The sequence below is a fragment of the Streptomyces siamensis genome, from assembly GCF_039543605.1.
Taxonomy (GTDB): domain Bacteria; phylum Actinomycetota; class Actinomycetes; order Streptomycetales; family Streptomycetaceae; genus Streptomyces; species Streptomyces siamensis.
In genome coordinates this window covers 363,063-380,695 of record NZ_BAABKB010000004.1, presented here as the reverse complement: position 1 = coordinate 380,695, position 17,633 = coordinate 363,063, and the positions used below count along the sequence as shown (strand labels likewise).

Sequence of the window (17,633 nt, the reverse complement as noted above, 5' to 3'; positions counted from 1 at the left end):
CACCGCTGCGCCCGCGGCACGGTGAACCCGGCCGCCGTCGTCCGACGACGGCCGGGAGCCGCGACTCCGGCGGTGTGCGCGCAACGCAACGCGGTCGCGAGCAGGCCGGGAGAGGCTCCGGCCGCATCCGCGTGACACGGCCGGCCCGCGCGCGAACGCGGACCATGTGGTCAGTCCCGCGGTGGCAGGCAACAGGCCACAGGCAGGCTGCACCGGCCGCCGACCGCAGCGCCCGGTCCGTGTCGGAGGGGGAGGCCGGAGGTTCGGGGCCGGTGGGGCGGACGCGTTGCCGGTCCGTGTCGGAGGGGAGAGGCCGGAGGTTCGGGTCCGGTGGGGGCGGACGCGTTGCCGGTCCGTGCCGGAGGGGGGAGGCCCGGAGGTTCGGGTCCGGTGGGGGCGGACGCGTTGCCGGTCCGTGCCGGAGCGGCGGAGGTCGGGGCCTCGGGGAGGGTGCGACACCCGCAACATCGTTTTCCCTTGGTTCAAGACCCAACTGCCTTATGATCGGCGGCAGTCGACCGCTGCATCCCGCCCGCCCCAGGAGGAGCGCGTGCCCCGGACCCCTTCGCGACGTACCGCACTGCACGGCCTCGCGGCCGCCGGCGCCGCGGTCATCGGATTCGACCCCTTCACCCGTAGTTGGGCGACCACCACGTCCGCCCGGCCGCTGACCGGCCTCCCGTCGCTGGACGGGAGCATCCACACCGACGACGCCTCGCTCGGGGCCGCCGCCGACGACTTCGGGCACATCGTCCACCGGCGTCCCGTCGCCGTCCTGCGACCGGGCTCGGTCCAGGACGTCGTCGCGATGATCCGCTTCTGCAACACCCACCGTGTCGAGGTCGCTCCAAGGGGCCAGGGCCACGCCACCCAGGGGCAGGCCCAGGTCGACGGAGGCCTGGTCATCGAGACCACGCCGCTCGCGGACATCGGCCCGGTCGGACCGGGCAGCAGGACGGTCACGGTCGGGGCGGGCGCCAAGTGGAGCGACGTCGCCAAGGCCACGATCGCCCACGGACTCACACCGCCGACCTTCACCGACTACCTCGAACTCTCCGTCGGCGGCACTGTCTCGGTCGGTGGTCTGGGCGGCCAGACCCACCAGCAGGGCGCCCAGGTCGACAACGTCACCGAACTCCAGGTCGTCACCGGCGCGGGCGAGCTCGTACGGTGCTCCCCGACCCGCCACCGCGACCTGTTCCTCGCCGTGCTCGCGGGACTCGGCCAGTGCGCCGTCGTCGTCGGGGCCACCCTGCGGCTGGTCCGCGCACCCGAGACCGTGCGCCACTACCTCCTTCCGTACGACGACCTGCGGGTCTTCCTCGACGACCAGCGACGGCTCGTCGAGGAGGGCCGCTTCGCCTACGTCGAGGGCCAGGTCGTCCCGGACGCCGGCGGAGCCTTCCGCGGCTACCTCCTCGAAGCGGTCGCCTACGGTCCGCCCGTCGGGCCCGCCCCGGACGACGCCCGACTGCTGCGCGGGCTGCGCCACGACCCGTCGGGCGTGCAGAAGTCGGACCTCGCGTACTACGACTTCCTCGACCGGCTCGCGCCGAGCGTCGCCGCCTTGAAGGAGGCGGGCCTGTGGGCGTACGCCCACCCGTGGCTCAACCTGCTGCTGCCCGGCCGTACGGCCGCCGCCGTCGCCGGAGCCGTGCTGGACGACCTCACCCCCGAGGACCTCGGCCCGGGAGTCGTCCTGCTCTACCCGCTGCTGCGCGACCGGCTCGGCACTCCACTGCTGCGCATGCCCGACGACCCGGTGCCGTACCTGCTGGCCGTCCTGCGCACCACCCCGCCCGACGACACGGCCACCGTCGACCGTCTGCTCGCCGCCAACCGGGCCGCCTACGACACCGTCCACGCGGCCGGCGGCACCCACTACCCGGTCGGCTCCGTCCCCTTCGCACCCGCCGACTGGCGCGAGCACTTCGGGCCCGCCTGGCGCCGGCTGGCCACCGCCCGGCACACCTACGACCCGCGCGGCATCCTCGTACCGGGCCAGGGCATCTTCTGACGGAGCCACGTCCCGGAGCGCCGCCGGTCACCCCCGGCGTCCGCGGGTCGGCGCCTACGGGCACCGCTCACCAGCGCTGCGGCTCACTGCCCACGATCGGTGCGGACGGCTTGCCGTCCGTACCGACCGGGACGTCCCCGGCGAGCATCACCCGGTGCATGATCCGCGGATGGTCCACGTGCGCGGTGTCCCCGGGCGCCAGATGGATCGTGGCCCGGTTGTCCCAGAAGGCCACGCTGCCCGGCTCCCACCGGAAGCGGACCGTGTACTCGGGGCGGGTGGCCTGCTCCAGCAGCATCTCCAGGACCGCCCCGCTCTCCGGCCGGGACAGCCCGAGGATCTGCTCGATGTAGTAGCCGTTGACGAACAGCACCCGTTCGCCGGTCTCCGGGTGCACCCGTACCAGCGGGTGGTCGGAGGCGATCTGATGGTCCAGCAGATGGCGCAGGTACGCGTCGTCCCCGGGTCGCGTCTGATAGCCGACACCGAGCCGGTGCTCGGCGCGCAGCCCGTCGACGAACTCCCGCACCGGTTCCGACAGGCCGGCGTAGGCGACGGCCAGATTGGACCAGGTGGTGTCACCGCCGTACGGCGGCACGGTGTCGGCACGCAGGATCGTCGCGGCGGGCGGATCGACCCGGGCGCCGTGGTCGCAGTGCCAGCCCCGCAGGAGCGAATGGCGCCGCCGGCGCAGCCACTCCTCGTGGCCCATGCCGTAACGCCCGCCCAGTTCCAGTCGGTCGGCGGTCGTCTCCACCTCGGGGAAGTCCTTCGGCGACGCGCCGCCGCGCGAACGGAGGCGGACCGGCTCGCCGAAGCGCCGTGCGAACGCGATGTGGGAGGCGTGGTCGAGGTGCTGGTCCCGGAAGAACACCACCTTCCATCGCAGCACCGCCTCCCGGATACGGGCGACGACCTTGTCGTCCAACTCGCCGGCCAGGTCGACTCCGGTGACCTCGGCGCCGATGTGTCCGGCGACCGGCTTCACTTCGAGTCGTGCGACCTGGTCCGTCATGTGGGCTCCGTCGATCGTGTGGCCGATTCGTCGGGGTCCAGCATGACGCGTGGCTCCGTCGCCGGACAGGGCGCGTCGGGGTGGGTGAGGCGGATCTTCGACTGACCGTGCGGCAGTTCCTCCCAGTCGGCCATGAAGCGGCCGGCCAGACCGTGCTTCCCGGCCAGGGCCAGGAGGGTCTCGGTGCGGTAGTAGAAGTCCTCGCGCAGCACGTGGTGCTCCTCGCCCTCGGTGCGGTCGAAGGTGAAGTCGAACCAGCCCCCGGGGGCCAGCACCCTGCCGACGTGGGCGAGGCACTCCTCGATGACGGGGAGCGGGGAGTGGGAGAAGACGCTGTGCGCGTGCACCACGTCGAAGTGGGCGTCCGGCAGGAAGCCCAGCTTCAGGTCGCGCACCGGGGTCAGCGTGGGGAGCCGCTTCTGGAGCTCCATGCGCACCATCGTGTCCTGCGCGGCCAGCAGGATGTCGGGGGAGATGTCGATGCCGTAGTAGTGCCCGGGTTCCAGGTGCCTGATGAACCGCCAGCCCGCCCGCAGATTGCCGCAGCCGATCTCCAGCATCCGGTGCTCGGGGCGCAGGCCGTGGCTGAGAAGGTAGTCGAACTGCAGGGCGCCCAGGGCGAGCCACCGCTCGTGGCTGCGGCTGCCGACGGCCGCGTCCGGGTCGGCACGCGTGTCGGAGCGCATCACCGCGCGGTAGTACGAGATGTGGTCCGGCCAGCGGTGGCGCAGCCACGCGTCGCGGGCGGCACGGGCGAGATGACGGGGCACCCGCTCGGGGTGGCGCAGCGCGTAGGCGACGCGGTGCCCGAGGGCCGCGCGATTGACGGAGACGTTCTTGGCAGGCACGCGGGTGTGTCCTCCTCGTTCGGCACGCGCGCGGTGGCAGCACCGCGCGCCTCGCTGGTCTCGACCCCAGCTTCGGCCCTGAAGAGGCCCCCCGCACGCGCTCGTCCGGCTCGCTGCCGGTCCGTGCGGGGGCGACCGACGTCACCCCGCCGGACGCCGTGCGGCCGTACGGGGGACGCCGGGGCGCCGACGGAGGACGTCCGCCGGAGGAGGAACACCCGAGGAGGCGCGGGCGGTGACCGAAGAGCGGCCGTGCCGCCCGGAGCGCTCCGGTCAGCCCTTGGGACCGCGTCAGCCCTTGTGGTCGCGCAGTGCGGCTAGGGCGCGGTCGGCGTGCGCGCTCATCCGCAGCTCGCTCCGGACGATCTCCAGGACCGTCCGGTCCTGCGCGATCACGAAAGTGGCCCGCTTCGTGGGGGCCAGGGAGAAGCCGCGCTTCACACCGAAGCGTTCGCGGACGACGCCCTCGGGGTCGGAGAGCAGTGGGAACCCGAGTGTGTGCCGGTCGGCGAACTCCTGCTGCCGGTCGACCGGGTCACCGCTTATCCCGACGGGGCTCGCGCCGGCGGCGGCGAACTCCGCGGCCAGATCACGGAAATGACAGGCCTCGGCGGTGCAGCCCGGGGTGAGGGCGGCCGGGTAGAAGAACAGCACCACGGGCCCGTCGGAGAGGAGCTCCGACAGGCGCCGGTCCGTTCCGCTCTCGTCCGGCAGCGTGAAGTCCTCGACCGTGTCCCCGACGTTCATCCGGCCCGTCATGACTGCCCCTGCGCGTTCCGGGCGACGCCGCGCGCCCACAGGACCAGCGGCACCTGGAGCGGAAGGCGAGCCAGCGCCGCGGTCCGCTGCGGAGCCGGGCGGTCCCGCCAGTCGACTGCCATCTGCACGTTGGCGGGGAACACCCCGACGAAGAAGGCGGTGGCGGCCCGCGCGGCGGCGCGACGCGTACGGGGCGACACCAGACCGGCGGCCAGGGCCAGTTCGGCGACACCGCTCGCGTAGGTCCAGGTCCGCGGGGCCCCCGGCAGGGCCCGCGGGATGGTCGCGTCGAACTGACGCGGAGAGACGAAATGAGCTACGCCCGCTGTGGCCAGCAGGCCGGCGAGCAGCAGGGGTGAGCGTTCCGACCGTGGCACGGTTCCTCCTCAGGGGGACACTGACGCGCGATATTACTGGACGGTAAGTGAAAGGGGAGTGCGGGGTCACACCGGGCGCACGGTCCGCACACAGGGTGTACGCGGTGGTGCGCAGGTGCCTCGTCTCACTCGCTGCCGACGGCTCGAACACAGACAGAAAATGGCAGGGTGAACGGGTCCCGCCCACCATCCGCATTGGGGCGGGGCCCGCTCACCCGGGCATGTTCCGGCATGGCGTTCACGACGGACGGTGTGCGGGAATCCTCAGGAATTCACGGCCCACGGCGTTTGGAGTTTCCTTTCACGGTGAGTCGTGGAGGTGGATCGCATTTGTCGAGGCAGTGAGGATGTGAACTGCTGTGGCCAAGGACCAGAAGGCCAAAGCCAAGATGGAGCAGGCCAAGGGCAAGGCCAAGGAGACCGCCGGACGCGCGGTCGGCAACGAGCGGTTGACCGCCGAGGGCCGGACCGAGCAGGCGAAGGGTGACGCCCGGCAGGCCAAGGAAAAGACGAAGGACGTCTTCCGCCACTGAATTCGTCATGCATCAACGGCATCTGATCAAGTGGCAATGCGCACTGAGTCAGGTACCGAACGTCACAGAATTCGGCACTGGCGGACGAATGGCGTAAGAGCCGTTTTCACGGGGCCCGCAGCGCGAAGTCGCGGCGGGCCCCGTGGCGTGCACGCGACGGAAGACCTCGGTGAGCGGCAGGCGTCGTGCACGCACATCCAGCCACGTGAGGGCCATGCACGTGCGGCGATCACCGGAAACGGCGCCGGGACGCACGGTCGCACCCTGCGAGCACCGTTTCGAGTCGCACCCCGCGAGCGCCGTTTCGGACGGCGGCGCCCCCGCAGTTTCGCGCGTGGGCGCCGCGTGAGCCGCGTCGTCCTCAGGCCGTCAAAGCGTGCCGGGACGCACTCGCGACGCCTGCCGCGCCGCGCGCCGTGGCGGCCGCGGCCCGCACCGGGTACGTGGTCTTGCCCGGATCCTCCAGCGGGTCCCCCAGCAGGATCCGGCCGGCGGCGTGCAGCGCGTCGCATTCGTCCGTGGGCAGCGCGACATGGCAGCCACCCCGTCCGGCGCCGCTGGGGGAGGGCTGCCAATAGCCGTACCGGCGGCGGCCGTTGGTGTGCACGGTGAGGAACACCGGGAACCGCTGCTCCGTGATCAGTCTCAGGATCTCGGCACCACCGGCGCCCAGCGGCGCGTGCGGGCGGGAAAGCGCGCGGAGCATCGTCACCGGCCTCCGCTCAGGACTCGCGGCACGGCGCGGCGGTGCGGGGTGGGCGTCATCTCCATGCGGCCTTTCGACGGACGGGGCGGATCACCTGCCGTCTGGGCGGTGACGTTCTCGCTGTTCAGCATTGTTCCTCAGGGCACTGACAATGCGGTCGGACGGTGCCCGTGGGCACCGCCCGGAGCCGCGGCGTGCCGGGCGCGAGGCGCGTGCGGCCGTTCCGGTCAGTGATCGTGGACCGCCGTCTCCTCCCGATGGGCACGGGCCGCGAGCTCGCCCTGGACGAAGGGATCGTCGGCAGGGTCGTACGTCCCCGCGTGGTCGGCCAGGGTGTCGGTGATCCGCTCCCACTCCTCGGCCACCGCCCGCGCGAGGAACGCGTCCCGGCCGATGAGCGAATCGTCCTCGGCCGCCTTCCTGGCTGCGGCCAGCGCGTTCTTGGCCGCGTGATGTCCCATCCCCGTCGCCGTACGGCGTACGCGCGACCACGCGGCGTGCTCCTGCTCGGAAGGATGCGCCCCGGCGTCGCCCGGGTCGCCGCCGGGGGCGGGGGACGGTGTTCGGTCCTGCTGCAGGCTCACTGCTCCACCTCGTTCGCGTACCGGCGAGTGATGACTCCTCAGGCAGTCCCGTCTGCCCCCGCGAGCAGCACCGACACCTGTCGACGGAAGAACGTCCCACGAGCGGTGGTCGCCCCGGGGCCGCGGGCCGGGGCGTTCACCAGGGGAGGAAGGCGTGCACGTCCTTGCCGTCGGGCCGGGTCACCACGCTCACCTGGTCGCAGAGCGCGTGGACGAGGTGCCAGCCGATGCCCCCACCGCCCTCGGAGGGGCGGAAGCGGCGCGGGGTCGGCGGGGTGCTGCTGCCGTCGCGCAACGTCACGTGCACGCCGTCGCGGGTGATGGTGGGGCGCATATGGAGCTCGAAGGGGCCGGGTGCGTACTGGATCGTGTTCGCGGCCAGTTCCGTCACCACGAGCAGGACGTCGTCCCAGTGCTCCGCCGCCGACGGCGGAGACGCCCGCGCGAGGTCGCGCAGAAAGCCCTCGGCGGCCAGGCGCGCGTCGGTCACGTTCTGCAGCCGACCCGCGAAGGTCATGGTGAGAGTCTCGATCTCCGCACCCGACCGGTTCTTGTCCCGACTGGGTTCGATTTCCATTGCGCCTTCCCGGTTCTCGTCGGCCGGATTCCGTACTGCTTCGCGGTGTGGGGCCCGCGGGCGCGGACCGGGACCGGCCTCCCGTCGCCCCCTCTACGCCGTGGCGTCCCGGGATCGCCGACGGGCCTCGCGCCGCGCCAGCGCTCGCCGTTCGGCCTCGCTCGTGCCGCCCCAGACGCCGATGGCCTGGCCCGTGTCGAGCGCCCAGCGCAGACACGCCTCACGTACGGGGCAGGCCCGGCAGACGGCCTTCGCCTCCTGGATCTGGAACACGGCGGGGCCCGTGTGGCCGATGGGGAAGAACAGGTCGGGGTCGACGGATCGGCACGCAGCGGATTCTCGCCAGTCACTCATGGGACCTCCTTGATCGCGGGGGGTTGCCGTCATGGGTTCGGTCCCTTCTCGGGTCACCCTTGATCGCCCGGGTGAAACAGGCGAGGTGCGAACGGACTCCGGTGGCACGGCCCCGGCCCACCGGTATCAGGCCCTCGCGCCTCGGCCCGGGAGAGGCCGAAAACGCGGGCCCGGCACGGCGCGCGCGGCCGGGTGGCAAGATGGAATCCCAGGTGAACGCGGGCGGCGTTCCGACGGATGAGCAGGTGGGACATGGCGCACGAGTCCGGCGAAGTGTGGCAGAAGTTCGCCGTCGCCCTGGCGGACATGGCACGTGATCTGCTGGCTCAGGATTCGGTCCAGGCCACCTTGGACCGGATCGTCGAGCACGCGACCGTGCTGATCAACGGATGCGACGAGGCCGGCATCCTCACGGTGCGCCGGGGCGAGGTGAGCGCCCTGGCGGCGACCAGCGACGTGGTGCGCATGGCGGACCGGATCCAGCAGGATCTGCGCGAGGGCCCGTGCTTCGACGCCGTCACCGACCGGCAGCAGCTCTACGCCATCGAGGACCTGCGCCAGCCGCACGAGCGGTGGTCGAGCTTCGCGCCCGAGATGAGGAAGCTCGGCATGGGCAGCATGATGGGCTTCCTGCTCTTCACGGACGAGGACGAGCTCGGCGCGCTGAACGTGTACTCCCACGAGCCGCGCACCTTCGACGAGTCGGCCCAGACCGCCGGCTGGATACTCGCCTCCCACGCGGCCGTCGCCTTCTCGGCCGCCCGCACCCACCAGCAGCTCGGGCACGCCCTGGAGACCCGTCACGAGATCGGCGAGGCCATGGGCATCCTCATGGAGCGGCACGGCCTGAGCGAGGACGACGCCTTCAAGGTCCTCAAGAAGGCCTCGCAGGACCACAACATCAAGCTGCGCGAGATCGCCCGCCGCATCTGCGAGACGGGCGAGAAACCCACGTAGCCGGTGCCGGAACCCGGGTGAGAAGACGCTGCCCGCCCGGTCCGGCGGGGAGGCCCGCCCGGTCCGGCGGGAGCGCCCGCCCGGCTTCGGGGCACGACTCGCGGGGCGCCCCGGATCCCGCGGCGCGGTGCCCAGGTGTGACCGGGATGTGAAGGTGAGTGATCTCATGACATGGGCTCGCGGGAGGCGGGAAGGAGGGCTGCAGCCCGCCCGGCACGTCGGCCGGACACCGGGTGGCGTCGCGTGCACACGGTGCACGCCATCGACATCGACACGGCGAGGGAGGCCGAGGCATGACGACCGTCGAACCGCTCCCTGACTCCGGCTCTGTCTCCGATGCGAGGCTGGAGCGCGAGCCACAGGCGGCGGAACGAGCACGACGTTTGGTGCGGACGTTCGTCGGCGGCCTGCCGGGGCACGTGCCGCGGGACGTCGTCGAGGCCGTCACGCTGGTGGTGTCGGAGCTGGTGACCAACGCCGTACGCCACGCGCGCGGCCGCTGGTGCAGCGTCTCCCTCCAGGACATGGGGTACGGGGTCGGCATATCCGTCTCCGACGAGGACCCCTCGCCACCGCGTCCGCGCCGCGTGGACTACACGGGGCAGGGTGGCTTCGGGTGGCCCATGGTGCGGCGTCTGTCCGCCGAACTGACCGTGAACTTCCGCCCGGACGGCAAGACCGTCCGTGCCGTCGTGCCCTTCTGAGAACCCGAGGACGAAGCATCATTCGCGATCCAGCAGCGACACCCGCCGTGACGGAGTCCTCCGTCGGCCTGGAGCGTGTCGCGAACCGGCCCCGGGGGAGCGCGTGATGACCCGTGGCGGATGACGGGGACGTGCAGCACGCCGTGGAGCCCGGAGACCACCCTCGCCCGGAGCCCGGGAGCCGTGCGGACGCGGGCGGCCGTCCGGAGCCCGGGAGTCGACATGACGCGGGAAGTCAGCCGGAGTCCGGGAGCCGGCACGACGCGGGCCGTCGCCCGGAGTCCGGGAGCCGACACGACGCGGGCCGTCGCCTGGAGTCCGGCATCCGCCCGGAGTCCGGCATCCGCCTGGAGCCGGGAAGCCGGCCGGAAGCCGTGGCGGGCCGGATCGCCGACGCCGTGGAGACCCTCGTCGAACTGTGGACCTCCTCGGGCGAGATGGTCACCCCCCGGCTGTCCGCACACCAGTTGAAGGCCCTGAAGGCAGTCGGGGGCCGCTCCGAACTCAACCTCACCGAACTGGCCGACATGGTCGGCATCGCGCTGCCCGCCGCGAGCCGGCTGTGCGATCGCCTGGAGGCCGCGGGTCTGGTGCAGCGCGTGCCGCATCCCCACAACCGGCGCGCTCTGCAGCTCCTGCTCACGCCACAGGGCGGCCGGCTCCTCACGGAGATCGGTGAGCGCAGGACGCTGAGCCTGTCCGCCGTTCTGGCGGCCATGAGCCCGGTCCAACGAACCGCGCTGGACGAGGGGTTGCGGGCGTTCCGAGACGCCCGCCACTCTCCCGGCGCCGGCAGCGGGCCGCACGAGTAGGGCCGATCAGGAGTCGGCCCGCCCCTCGTACAGCCCGTCCCTCGTACGGTCAGCCCCTTGCACGATCAGGCCCCTGCACGATCAGGCGGAGGCCTCGCGTGCCCCGTCCACGGCGGGCACCGTGACCGACGACCCGCCGATGTGGCACAGGAGCAGACAGACGTCGTCGTCCCGCTGCGAGTCGTACAGCATCGGATCCAGGATGCGGTCGGCCGCGCGCTCCAGACGGTGTTCCAGGTCGGAGGTGCGCTGGGCCGCGAGCGTGTCGGCGAGGCGCCGGATGCCCGGGTCGATGCCCTGGGCCCGGCGCTCCACCAGGCCGTCCGTGTAGAGGGCGAGCGTCGACCCCGGCGGCATGTGTTCCGTGTGGTCGCGGATGTCCTGGTGCAGCGGTATGCCCAGCATCGCGCCCGGCTTGGCGTCCAGGACCCGCACCCGGCCGTCCGGGCCGCGCAGCACCGGCGGCGGATGTCCGGCCGCGGCCCAGGTGACGGTCGTCTCGTCGGGATGGAAGCGGGCGATGACCGCGGTCGCGTACAGGTCGGGCTGCAAGTGGTGCAGGAACGAGTGCAGTTGGGTGAGCAGCCGGCCAGGTGTGCCTCCGGCGACCGCGTAGGCGCGTAGCGCGGTGCGCAACTGGCTCATCATGACGGCCGCGTGCAGGCCGTGGCCGGTGACGTCGCCCATGACCGCCACCAGGCCCCCGTCGGGCTGCCGGAAGGCGTCGTACCAGTCACCGCCGATGTTCAGGCCATGGGTGGCCGGGAGGTAGCGCGCCGCGAGGCTGAGGCCGGGGGTGGTCGGCAGGTCGGTGAGAAGGGCGCGTTGCAGCGTCTCCGCGATGTCCCGGCTGTGCTCGAAGCGTTGGGCGTGGTCTATCGCGATGCCGGCCCGACGGGCGAGTTCGACGAGCATGATGACGTCGTCGGACTTCCACCGCTCCTGCGGCGACGTCAGCGTCACCACCCCCAGGGGCGCGGTGCGGGCCGGCAGCGGGATGCACAGCAGGGCCTGCGTCGGGTGCAGCGCCGAGGGCGGATGGTCGTCCACGCCGGGCAGACCGCCCGGGTGGTCGGCGGCGTACTGGGGGCGGCCGGTGCGCGCGGCGGCGACGGCGGCCGCGGGGTGGGGGTCCTGCTTGTGGCCCGTGCTCTCCTCGGTGAAGAGCCACACGTCGGCGCTCTGGGCGTAGGCGGGGACCAGGAGTGCCGGCAGGCGGTGCAGGATCTCCTCGTGGTTGAGCGAGGCGGTGAGGTCCGCGCTGGCGTCGGCGAGGAACGTCAGTCTGTGCCGGGCGCTCTCCGCTTCCGTGCGGGCCTCGCGTTCGGCGGTGAACAGCTCGCGCTGCACCCGCCCGGCCGCGTCGAGTTCCGCGTGCAGCGCCAGGACGCCCTGGTTGGTCTGGTGCAGTTCCTCCCGGTGGAAGGCGACCAGTTCCTCCTGCTCGGCGAGCTTGTCCAGGACCAGTGAGGTGTCCTCGTCGGCGCTGAGCAGGGCATCGGCCAGGACCGCGCGGCCGCCGGGCAGTTGTGCCGGGATCGCGCCGCCGCCGTCGTCCGGGAGACCGACCGAGGTCTGCCAACCCGGTTTGTCCGCCGAGCCGTTCGCCTCCTGCTGACGGACGGCGGCCGTGAGCTGCCCGCCGCGCTCCCCGGCCGTGGGCGCCGTGGTCCGCAGCGTCAACTGCCAACTGCCGCCCTTGACGAGGCACTGGCGCAGCTGCGCGCCGAGCGCGGTGACGAGGCGCGTGCGGTCGAGGGGGGAGACGCCGTGGGCGGCGGCGAGCCGGGCCGCGGCGACGCGGGCCCGGGCCGCGTCGCCGACCGTGGTGATCTGCCAGGTCTGCGTCATGTCTGAGGGTCCAGTGGGGTGGGGTTCAGCACGGCCACGGTGGTGTCGTCCCGCACGGGGCGGGCCGCACTGCTCGAATCGCGCACGATCACGGCTGCCGCCACGGCGGGGTCCAGGGAGGCGAGGGCGGCGACGGGTGGGGGAGCCCAGCGGCTGGGCAGACCGTCGCTGTGCAGGACGAGCACGCTGTCGGAGGTCCAGGGAGTCCGGGAGCCGGGCAGCCGGGCAGGACGATGGGCGCCCACGATTCCGGGGTGCGACAGCAGCGGCCGCCAGGTGCCGTCGGCGCCCAGCCGGGCGCCGACGTTGCCGATGCCGGCGAAGTCCAGCTGTCCGGCGGCGAGATCGAGCCGGGCCACCGCGATCGCCGCTCCCCGGGTGTCGCGCAGCGCGCCGTGCAACTCCCCGAGCAGGTCCGACGGTGGCAGGTGCGCACCCCGGCGCAGGAGTCGTACGGCCGCGTCGGAGGCTTCCGCGGCGGCCGGGCCGTGGCCGAGTCCGTCGGCCAGCAGCAGGGTCACGAAGTCGCCGGAGCGTATGCAGGCCCAGGCGTCGCCGGAGTGCTCGGCCGCCCGCAGCGGGATGTTGACGCCGCCCGCCCGCACCGGCGAGCCCGCCGCGGCGGCACGTCCGGGCTGCTGCTCCCCGCGGGCCGCGTGGACGCGGGCCACCGCCACCGTGCCCTGCCCCGGCACCGTGTGCACGCCGAAGTCGTCGGCGATACGACGGCAGGTGCCGAGTCCGGCGCCCAGCGAGGCCGTCGTCGAATACCCGTCGCGCAGCGCCGCCGCGAGGTCGGCCATGCCCGGTCCGTGGTCGAGCGCCACGATCTGGAGCCCGGGTCCCTGCTCGTCGCCGGAGACCGAGAGGTCGGCCACCGGGGTGTCGATCAGGATCTGACCGCCGCCCGCGTGCTTGAGCAGGTTGGTGGCGAGTTCCGTGGCGACGAGCGCGGCCACGGCCGTGCGGCCCTGGTCGAGCCCGGCATGGCCGGACGCGGCCTCGGCGGCCACCCGGACGTCGCGGATCCGGGTGGAGTCGTGGACGGGGACGTCCCACACACGCGTCATCGGCCCTCCTGGCGCGGGTGGGGCGGACCGCCGACCCAGCAGATCACCGTGACGGCGGTGCCCTCGCCGGGACGGCTGTCGATGGAGAACTCGTGGACCAGGCGGCGGGCTCCGCCCAGTCCCAGCCCGAGGCCCCCGCCGGAGGTGTATCCGTCGCTGAGCGCCCGCGGGACGTCGGAGATGCCGGGCCCCTCGTCCCTGAACGTCAGACGCAGGCCCCGAGAGATCCCGCTCGTCAGGGCGGTGGACTCGACCTGGCCTCCTCCGCCGTGCACCAGGGTGTTGCGGGCGAGTTCGCTCGCCGCGGTGACCAGCTTCGTCTGCTCGACGAGGCCGAATCCGAGCTGGGCCGCCGCGTGGCGTACGTGCTGGCGCACCCACGCGAGATCCATGTCCGAGTGGATCGGCAGGCAGGCGGTGACGGAGCCGGAAGTTTCCGTCACGGGCTCTCCCGGCGTACTGGACTGTGGGGGACGGGCGTGGACGCCGGGTCGAGCATCAGCATGGCCTGCTGGGCATCGAGCGCGGTGCGCAGACCGGGCAGGGTGAGGCCCAGCTCGACCAGGGTGATGGCGACGGCGGGCCGCATGCCCGCGACGACCGTCTGCGCCGCGAGCAGTTTCGCCTGGGCCGCGATCTCCGCGAACACACGGCCCAGGAACGAGTCGACGATCTCGACGCCGGAGATGTCGATGACGACGCCGGTGACGGAACTGGCCGCGATGGCCTTGCCGATGTCGTGCTGCAGCTGTTCGGCGGCGCGGTCGTGCAACTCGCCCTGGAGCGTGACCAGCAGGATGCTGCCGAGTTTGAGCACGGGCACATGGGTGCCCGGGGAGCCGTGGATCGGGCCGGTCATCGCGCGCTCGTACCGGTGCGGTTCCTGTCCACGACCACGCTGCCCTGCTCGTGCAGCGCGTACGCGAGGGCATCGGCGAGGCTGGCCCGGGTGATCACCGATCCGAGGTCGATGCCGAGGTGGACGATGGTCTGGGCGATGGCGGGGCGGATGCCCGACACGATGCACTCGGCCCCCATGAGGCGGGCTGCCGCCACGGTCTTCATCAGGTGCTGGGCGACGAGGGAGTCCACGGTCGGCACCCCGGTGATGTCCAGGATGGCGAACCGGGCCTGCTGGCTGACGACGGCGTCGAGCAGGCTCTCCATCACGACCTGGCTGCGTGCGCTGTCGAGGGTGCCGATCAGCGGGACGGCGACGACGCCGTCCCAGAGTTTGATGACGGGGGTGGCCACCTCCAGCAGCTGGAGGCGCTGCCGGTCGATGAGTTCCTGCCCCGCGGTGAGTGCCGTCTCCAGGACGACCAGCCGCAGGGTTCCCATCAGGGAGGTGAGGGTGACCGAACACTCCTCGGCCCGGCCGGAGGGCGAGCCGTCGAGTTCGGAGCGCAGCAGTTCGGCGACGGGCGTCCGCAGCGCGGCCACCTCGTCGGCGATCTGGGTGGAACCGGCTCCCGTGCGGGTGCGCGACGCCACCATGCGTCCGAGCTGGTCGCGCACGGCGATGAAGCCCGCCGCACCCAGGTTCTCGACCTGGTCCGCCACGGCCACCTCGGCCAGCGCCTCCACCACGGCCCGGCAGGCCTCCACGGCCTCGTCCCGGGACATCGTGAAGACGGTGCGGAACAGCGTCTCGTCGGCCCAGCGCTGGGCGATCTGCTCGCGCCGGCGACGCAGGAACTCCCCCACCTCCTGTGCCGACGAATTCCGCTCTCCCGCTGCCTCGTGGTCCGCCACCTGCTCGTCTCCTTCGGGTGTGTGTACGCCTGCCGGTGCCGGGACGACTGCCGCGGCGTGATCTCTTGTCGTGCGACAACTGTAGCCACGGCCTGCGCGCGGACGACACCCGCTCGGCTCGTGCAGATCATCTTCAGGGGGAGGGGGTTCCGGTGTCCCGCCCGGGGTCGTCCTCCGGGCCCGCTTCCCCGGCCGGCGGGCGACCGTGCCAGTCCAGGCACACCACCAGGGCGTCGTCCTCCGGCTTGGGTCTGCCGCGGTGCCCCGACAGCTCGCGCAGGACGGCGCGCGGCACCTCGGTGGCGGGCAGCAGTCTCGTGGAGATGATCGCCTTGGCCAGCGCGTTCTCCCCGTACTTCTCGCCGCCCGGCCCGGTGACCGCGTACACGCCGTCACTGACGAACAGCAGTCGGTCGCCGGGTTCCACCTCGAACTCCTGCACGATGTAGTCGGTCTCCTCGAACATGCCGAGCGGCAGCTGCGCCTCGAAGTCGACCCGCTCGACGGTCCTGCCGCGCAGTCGCACCATCTGGGGCGAGCCCGCGTCGATGACCCGCATGCGTCCCGTGGACAGGTCGAAGTCGAGCATGAGGACCGACAGGTACGAGGAGCCACGGTACTGGGCGTAGATCGCCTGGTCGGCGAGGGCCGCCTGGTCGTGGAGGGGGATGCCCGCGCGCCGGGCGTTGCGCAGCGCGTTGATGCCCAGATTGGTCAGCAGCGAGGCCTCGATGCCCTCGCCCATCCCGTTGGTGATGTAGAGCAGCAGACGGTCGGCGCTGGACGACCAGTCGAAGTTGTCGCCGAAGATCGCGTACGCGGGCTCCAATTGGGCGCCGAGTTCGTACTCGGGCCGCGAGCAGGAACGCCCCGGGAGCAGTTGCCACTGCATCTCGGCCGCCAGCGTCAGCCGGTCCTTGCGGCGCGCCTGGAGGTACAGGTCGGTGTCCCGTTCGGCCACGAGCACCTCGTGAGCCAGGACTTCCGCGATGTCGGCGAGCTCCGCCAGCGCTTCGGTGTCGCATGCGTTCACGGGCAGCATGACGGACAGGACGCCCAGCCGGTCGCCGCGCACCGTCACCGGGAGGTGCACCTGACGGCGGTCGCCGCTGTGCGGTTCGACGAAGGTCTCCTGGGCGCCGAAGGCCCGGCCCTGCGGGCTGCTGTGCACCCCCACGGGTTCGAGCGTGTGCGGCAGGACGGAGACGGGCTGGAGCACGGTGAGTCCGTAGTCGGCCATGAAGAGTTCGACGGACTCGGCCGCGTAATGACGACACAGCACGGCACGGACCGCGTCCAGCAACTGGTGGGGTGCCGCCGTGCGCAATGCCCGCTCCGCGGCCACGAATCTGTTCACGATGTCGGATATGCCATTCTTCGACTAGTACGATGCCTGGTCCACGCTCCTGGGGAGCGGTTCGGTCGCTGATGGGTACCGCTGTCTATTGTTTGGTCGTGTGGGAGCCTTTGCAGGCTGACAGCGCGTACGAAGACTGGGAGAGTGAGACGGTGACTTCCTCCGGCCCGCGTCCGCAGCCCGGCGAGGTGGCTCGTGTGACCTCAGAGGCGGCCGAGCTGCTGGAGATTCTCTGGGGGCGCGCCTCGACGGCCCCTGTCTCGGCTTCCCAGCTGCGCGTGCTGTTCATCCTGGAGCACAACGAGGGAATCAATCTGCGGACGCTCGCCGACGCGCTCGGCTCCACTCCGCCCTCGACGAGCAGGCTCTGCGACCGGCTCCAGGCGGTGGGATACGTCGACCGGAGGCCCAGCTCCACCAGCCGCCGTGAGCTGCGCCTCTTCCTCAGCCCTCGGGGCACCTCGTTCCTCGAGGAGCTGCGGACACGTCGCGAGCAGGCCCTGGAGGCCGTGCTGGCGCAGATGCCCGCGGCCAAGCGGAAGGCGCTCGTGGAGGGGCTGGAGGCCTTCTGCGCGGCCGCGGCGGCGCAGCTGCACGAGGACGACACGATGGACGTCCGTACGGCCTGACCGGCACGTTCGCGGCAGGCGGGCGCCGGCGTGTCCCGGTCCCTGCGCGGCTGATGTCCCGAGTGGGCAGCCGAGTTCACCCACTGCAATGGTTCAGGTCCTTTCCGCATTTCGACGTCGATCACTTTGTTGCCTCACGGCTACAGTTGTCAAATGACAACTATTGATCCCGCGAGGGTGCCGGTTCGCCGTTGCCGGCGGAGCCGGTGGTGCTAGCGGGGTGTGGCGTCCTCGGTCACGAGAGCCAGTGCGTCGTCCACGCTGTCCGAGGACGCGATCGCCAGGTTGACGCCGGTCAGGTCGAGGACGCGCCGGACGGCCGGCGCGGGCGAGACGAGGCGTATGCTCCCGCCCGCCAGCCGGGTCTCCTCCAGGGCCTTGAGTATGGCGTTGATGCCGGACGAGTCCATGAACGGGACCGCGGCCAGGTCGATCAGCAGGTGCCGGCGCCCGGCACGGACCTGGCCGGACAGATGATGACGGAGTTCGGGGGCGGTCTCGACGTCCAGGTCCCCCTCGACGGTGACCAGGGCGATGCCCTCCCGGGGCAGTGTCACGTCGATGGACACGGGAGCTGGTTCGGCCGGCACGGTTCCCTCCAATGGACACTGACCCGTCGGAATCCTTCCGGCGTGCGGGACGCCGGTGAGCACGTCCACGGGTACCCCTGGAAATGCGGTGCACACCCGGATCTTTCGCGCACGGGCGGGTTTTGAAGGGTTGCCTGC

The 17,633-nt window shown here is 72.1% G+C and carries 21 protein-coding genes; 6 read left to right on the top strand and 15 right to left on the bottom strand.

Annotation, left to right across the window (positions count from 1 at the left end):
* The first annotated feature begins 550 nt into the window (after nucleotides 1–550).
* The gene (locus ABEB03_RS11800) at nucleotides 551–2,017 is read left to right on the top strand and encodes an FAD-binding protein (protein WP_345645954.1); all 1,467 of its coding nucleotides are present in this window, start codon (nucleotides 551–553) and stop codon (nucleotides 2,015–2,017) included.
* 67 nt (nucleotides 2,018–2,084) lie between these two features.
* Here ABEB03_RS11800 and ABEB03_RS11795 read toward each other — a convergent pair whose 3' ends face one another.
* The 4 genes from ABEB03_RS11795 to ABEB03_RS11780 form a co-directional block, all read right to left on the bottom strand.
* Nucleotides 2,085–3,032, bottom strand: a complete 948-nt coding sequence (locus tag ABEB03_RS11795) for a TauD/TfdA dioxygenase family protein (protein ID WP_345645951.1) — start codon at nucleotides 3,030–3,032, stop codon at nucleotides 2,085–2,087.
* Complete coding sequence (locus tag ABEB03_RS11790; RefSeq protein ID WP_345645947.1) at nucleotides 3,029–3,880, bottom strand: class I SAM-dependent methyltransferase; 852 nt, start codon at nucleotides 3,878–3,880, stop codon at nucleotides 3,029–3,031. Before ABEB03_RS11790 ends, ABEB03_RS11795 begins: the two co-directional genes overlap by 4 nt.
* A gap of 291 nt (nucleotides 3,881–4,171) precedes the next feature.
* Nucleotides 4,172–4,639, bottom strand: a complete 468-nt coding sequence (locus ABEB03_RS11785; RefSeq protein ID WP_345645942.1) for a peroxiredoxin — start codon at nucleotides 4,637–4,639, stop codon at nucleotides 4,172–4,174.
* Complete coding sequence (locus ABEB03_RS11780; RefSeq protein WP_095932135.1) at nucleotides 4,636–5,016, bottom strand: DoxX family protein; 381 nt, start codon at nucleotides 5,014–5,016, stop codon at nucleotides 4,636–4,638. The genes ABEB03_RS11785 and ABEB03_RS11780 overlap by 4 nt, the downstream gene beginning before the upstream one ends.
* Nucleotides 5,017–5,375: 359 nt before the next feature.
* Between ABEB03_RS11780 and ABEB03_RS11775 the strand changes: the two genes are divergently transcribed.
* Nucleotides 5,376–5,549, top strand: a complete 174-nt coding sequence (locus ABEB03_RS11775; protein WP_078629094.1) for a CsbD family protein — start codon at nucleotides 5,376–5,378, stop codon at nucleotides 5,547–5,549.
* Between the two features lie 361 nt (nucleotides 5,550–5,910).
* On the opposite strand, the gene ABEB03_RS11770 is transcribed toward ABEB03_RS11775, so the two are convergent.
* The 4 genes from ABEB03_RS11770 to ABEB03_RS11755 all read right to left on the bottom strand — a co-directional run bounded on the left by ABEB03_RS11770 (nucleotide 5,911) and on the right by ABEB03_RS11755 (nucleotide 7,770).
* On the bottom strand, nucleotides 5,911–6,255 hold the full coding sequence (locus ABEB03_RS11770) for a hypothetical protein (protein WP_345645926.1): 345 nt from the start codon (nucleotides 6,253–6,255) through the stop codon (nucleotides 5,911–5,913).
* Nucleotides 6,256–6,482: 227 nt separating this feature from the next.
* Nucleotides 6,483–6,839, bottom strand: a complete 357-nt coding sequence (locus ABEB03_RS11765; RefSeq protein ID WP_345645923.1) for a hypothetical protein — start codon at nucleotides 6,837–6,839, stop codon at nucleotides 6,483–6,485.
* A gap of 136 nt (nucleotides 6,840–6,975) precedes the next feature.
* Nucleotides 6,976–7,416 (bottom strand): ATP-binding protein, encoded by a 441-nt coding sequence (locus tag ABEB03_RS11760; RefSeq protein ID WP_028801453.1) that lies wholly within the window; start codon nucleotides 7,414–7,416, stop codon nucleotides 6,976–6,978.
* 93 nt (nucleotides 7,417–7,509) lie between these two features.
* Nucleotides 7,510–7,770: a WhiB family transcriptional regulator gene (locus ABEB03_RS11755; RefSeq protein ID WP_345645918.1), complete on the bottom strand. Its 261-nt coding sequence runs from the start codon at nucleotides 7,768–7,770 to the stop codon at nucleotides 7,510–7,512.
* Between the two features lie 252 nt (nucleotides 7,771–8,022).
* Here ABEB03_RS11755 and ABEB03_RS11750 point away from each other — a divergent pair, with 252 nt between their 5' ends.
* The 3 genes from ABEB03_RS11750 to ABEB03_RS11740 all read left to right on the top strand — a co-directional run bounded on the left by ABEB03_RS11750 (nucleotide 8,023) and on the right by ABEB03_RS11740 (nucleotide 10,243).
* The gene (locus tag ABEB03_RS11750; RefSeq protein ID WP_345645915.1) at nucleotides 8,023–8,727 is read left to right on the top strand and encodes a GAF and ANTAR domain-containing protein; all 705 of its coding nucleotides are present in this window, start codon (nucleotides 8,023–8,025) and stop codon (nucleotides 8,725–8,727) included.
* A 293-nt stretch (nucleotides 8,728–9,020) separates the two neighbouring features.
* A complete protein-coding gene (locus tag ABEB03_RS11745) occupies nucleotides 9,021–9,431 on the top strand; it encodes an ATP-binding protein (RefSeq protein WP_345645912.1) in 411 nt (136 codons plus the stop codon).
* A gap of 374 nt (nucleotides 9,432–9,805) precedes the next feature.
* Nucleotides 9,806–10,243, top strand: a complete 438-nt coding sequence (locus ABEB03_RS11740; RefSeq protein ID WP_345645909.1) for a MarR family winged helix-turn-helix transcriptional regulator — start codon at nucleotides 9,806–9,808, stop codon at nucleotides 10,241–10,243.
* An 81-nt stretch (nucleotides 10,244–10,324) separates the two neighbouring features.
* Here the strand turns inward: ABEB03_RS11740 and ABEB03_RS11735 are convergent, their stop codons facing one another.
* The 6 genes from ABEB03_RS11735 to ABEB03_RS11710 form a co-directional block, all read right to left on the bottom strand.
* Nucleotides 10,325–12,094, bottom strand: a complete 1,770-nt coding sequence (locus tag ABEB03_RS11735; RefSeq protein ID WP_345645904.1) for a PP2C family protein-serine/threonine phosphatase — start codon at nucleotides 12,092–12,094, stop codon at nucleotides 10,325–10,327.
* Entirely contained in the window at nucleotides 12,091–13,164 is a 1,074-nt protein-coding gene (locus ABEB03_RS11730) for an ATP-binding SpoIIE family protein phosphatase (protein ID WP_345645901.1), read from the bottom strand. Before ABEB03_RS11730 ends, ABEB03_RS11735 begins: the two co-directional genes overlap by 4 nt.
* The gene (locus ABEB03_RS11725; protein ID WP_345646002.1) at nucleotides 13,161–13,556 is read right to left on the bottom strand and encodes an anti-sigma regulatory factor; all 396 of its coding nucleotides are present in this window, start codon (nucleotides 13,554–13,556) and stop codon (nucleotides 13,161–13,163) included. Before ABEB03_RS11725 ends, ABEB03_RS11730 begins: the two co-directional genes overlap by 4 nt.
* A gap of 47 nt (nucleotides 13,557–13,603) precedes the next feature.
* A complete protein-coding gene (locus ABEB03_RS11720) occupies nucleotides 13,604–14,023 on the bottom strand; it encodes an STAS domain-containing protein (RefSeq protein WP_345645897.1) in 420 nt (139 codons plus the stop codon).
* Nucleotides 14,020–14,919, bottom strand: coding sequence for an STAS domain-containing protein (locus ABEB03_RS11715; protein ID WP_345645894.1), 900 nt, complete (start codon nucleotides 14,917–14,919; stop codon nucleotides 14,020–14,022). Before ABEB03_RS11715 ends, ABEB03_RS11720 begins: the two co-directional genes overlap by 4 nt.
* A 133-nt stretch (nucleotides 14,920–15,052) precedes the next feature.
* Entirely contained in the window at nucleotides 15,053–16,276 is a 1,224-nt protein-coding gene (locus tag ABEB03_RS11710; protein WP_345645891.1) for a PP2C family protein-serine/threonine phosphatase, read from the bottom strand.
* A 197-nt stretch (nucleotides 16,277–16,473) separates the two neighbouring features.
* Here ABEB03_RS11710 and ABEB03_RS11705 point away from each other — a divergent pair, with 197 nt between their 5' ends.
* Nucleotides 16,474–16,905, top strand: coding sequence for a MarR family transcriptional regulator (locus ABEB03_RS11705; RefSeq protein ID WP_345645888.1), 432 nt, complete (start codon nucleotides 16,474–16,476; stop codon nucleotides 16,903–16,905).
* A gap of 212 nt (nucleotides 16,906–17,117) precedes the next feature.
* Here ABEB03_RS11705 and ABEB03_RS11700 read toward each other — a convergent pair whose 3' ends face one another.
* Nucleotides 17,118–17,474 carry an STAS domain-containing protein gene (locus ABEB03_RS11700; protein ID WP_345645885.1) on the bottom strand — a complete coding sequence of 119 codons (357 nt, stop codon included), beginning with the start codon at nucleotides 17,472–17,474 and terminating at the stop codon, nucleotides 17,118–17,120.
* Nucleotides 17,475–17,633 lie beyond the last annotated feature (159 nt).